Annotated in this window: 2 protein-coding genes; one reads left to right on the plus strand and one right to left on the minus strand. The window is 72.3% G+C overall.

Going from position 1 to position 2654, the window contains the following annotated elements; genetic code table 11:
- Positions 1-1208, minus strand: a 1208-nt coding sequence (locus HMPREF3086_RS03530) for a TPM domain-containing protein (RefSeq protein ID WP_210401829.1), incomplete at its 3' end; no start/stop codon positions are given.
- 67 nt (positions 1209-1275) lie between these two features.
- Here HMPREF3086_RS03530 and dnaG point away from each other — a divergent pair.
- Positions 1276-2654, plus strand: a 1379-nt coding sequence (gene dnaG, locus HMPREF3086_RS03535) for a DNA primase (RefSeq protein ID WP_070720182.1), incomplete at its 3' end; no start/stop codon positions are given.

The raw sequence follows: 2654 nt of genomic DNA on the forward strand, positions 1-2654 counted from the left end.
GCGACGCGGGCGCGGCCGGTCTCCGCCTCGGCGGCGTCGAGCAGCTGCTCGGCCAGCGAGAGGTTGTCGGCGATGGAGGAGAGCACCGCGGACGGGAACCGCTCGCGGAGGTCGGACATGGTCTTCTCGGCCTCGGGCAGCCGGGCGCGCAGGGCCACCGCGCGGCGCGTGAGCGCGTCCACGGAGGCGCCGCCGTTGATGAGCAGGTCACGCATCTCCGCGAACGCCGTCGCCTGGTCCTCCAGCCCGCGCTCGGCCCGTTCGGCGCGGGCGGCCACCTCGAGCAGCATCGCCTTGCGCTGATCGGGTGTCTCGGGGATGTCGTCGTCGAGCCGCTGGACGAGCCCGTGCGCGGCGGCGACCTCCGAGCGTGCCGCATCGAGCGCGGCACGGAACGGCCTGGTGCGCAGGTCGCCGAACTCGCCGGTGGCGGTCTCGAGCGCGGTGGCGGAGGCGTCCACGGCCTGGTCGGCGTCCACGAGCCCGGCGCGGGCGCGGGCGTCGAGCACGTCGATCGGCAGGGCGGACATCCGCGCGGTGTCGTCGCCGGGGATGTCGCGGGCGTCCTCCGCCTGCCGCGCGGTGCGGGCGACGCGCCGTCGGCGGGTGACCAGGACCAGGACGACGACGAGGACGACGATCACCGCGATCCCCGCGATGATCGCGAACGGCGAGATCTCGGAACCGGAACCCTGCCGCTCGAGTCCGTCGGCGGCGCCGATGACCGCGCCGGCCCAGTCGTCGTCGGCCAGGCGCGGCTCGATGTCGCGGTCGGCGATCTGTTGGGCGGTCCGCTGGTCGTCGGCGGGGGAGCCCTCCGGGTCGTCGAACTCGAACCAGTACCGGCCGTCCTGCACGGCCACCACGAGCAGAGCGTCGGAGGCGCCCAGATCGGAGAGCTCCCGGGTCTGCCGCGACCACTCCTCGACCGGGATGCCGTCGAGGGTGTCGACGAAGGTCACCCACAGCTGGATCTGGTCGGTGGAGCGCAGTTCGGCCAGTCGGCTCTCCACGTCGCGGGAGTCGCCGCCGAGCACGCCCGCGGAGTCGGTGAGCTGCTGCCGCAGGTTCGACGGCGGCTCCGCGGCGGCGGTCGGGGAACCCCACGCCGTCAGGCAGACCAGGAGCGCGGCGAGCAGCGAGACCGCCGCGAGGTGAAGGCGGCGGAGGGCGACGGGGGTGGCCGGACGGGGTGAAGCGGCGATCATGAGCCCAGCGTATCGGCCCCGGAGAGGGGCCACGCCGGTCCGCCGCGCGGGCGGCTACTCTGGGCGCATGGCAGGGCGGATTCCGGAGCAGGACATCGCCGCGATCCGCGAACGCACCCGTATCGAGGAGATCGTCGGCGAGTACGTGGCGCTGAAGCCGGCGGGCGCGGACTCGCTCAAGGGGCTGTCCCCGTTCAAGGACGAGAAGACCCCCTCGTTCCACGTGCGTCCGCAACACGGCTACTTCCACTGTTTCTCCACGGGTGAGGGCGGTGACGTCTTCGCGTTCCTCATGAAAATGGAGCACATCGGTTTCGTCGAGGCGGTCGAGCAGCTGGCCGACCGGATCGGCTACCGCATCTCCTACGAGGGCGGCGGGCAGGTGGTCCAGCGCGACCGCGGCACGCGCTCCCGGCTGGCGCAGGCCAACGCGGCGGCGCAGAAGTTCTACGCGGAGCGGCTCGCGCAGGACCCGGAGGCTGAGACGGCGCGGACGTTCCTCACCGACCGCGGCTTCGACATGGCCCAGGCGCAGCACTTCGGCTGCGGCTACGCCCCCGCCGGCTGGGACACCATGAGCAAGCACCTCATGCGGCAGGGCTTCGAGCCCAAGGAGCTGGAGGCGGCGGGGCTGTCCAAGACCAGTTCGCGGGGGACGCTCATCGATCGCTTCCACCGCCGGCTGCTGTGGCCGATCCGCAACCTGGCCGGCGAGGTGATCGGCTTCGGTGCGCGCAAGCTGTTCGAGGACGACACCCTGGGCAAGTACATGAACACGCCCGAGACCATGCTCTACAAGAAGTCGCAGGTGCTGTTCGGGCTGGACCTGGCCAAGCGGGAGATCGCCTCGCAGCGGCGCGCGGTGGTGGTCGAGGGCTACACGGACGTCATGGCGATGCACGCGGCGGGCGTGACCACGGCGGTCGCGGCGTGTGGCACGGCGTTCGGCGAGGATCACCTGTCCACGTTGCGGCGGCTGATGCTCGACGACAACTACTTCCGCGGCGAGATCATCTACACCTTCGACGGTGACGAGGCGGGCAAGAAGGCCGCCCTGCGGGCGTTCTCGGGCGATCAGCAGTTCTCGGGCCGGACCTTCGTCGCGGTGGCCCCGCCGGGGCTCGACCCGTGTGATCTGCGTCAGACCAAGGGCGACGTCGCGGTGCGGGACCTGGTGTCGGCGCGGGTGCCGATGTTCGAGTTCGCGATCCGGTCGATGCTGGAGGACTACGACCTGGACCACGCCGAGGGGCGCGTGGAGGCGCTGCGGCGCACGGTGCCGGTGGTGGCGGACATCCGCGACTCGTCACTGCGGGATGAGTATGCCCGTCAGCTCGCCGGGTGGGTGGGCTGGGACGACCCGGCGACCGTGGTGCGCCGGGTCCGCGAGGAGTCGCGCAAGAAGGGCCGGGCGCGCTCGGCCGGGGCGGGTTCGGGTCCGCGCCG

This window comes from Dietzia sp. HMSC21D01, from assembly GCF_001815995.1.
GTDB lineage: Bacteria > Actinomycetota > Actinomycetes > Mycobacteriales > Mycobacteriaceae > Dietzia > Dietzia cinnamea.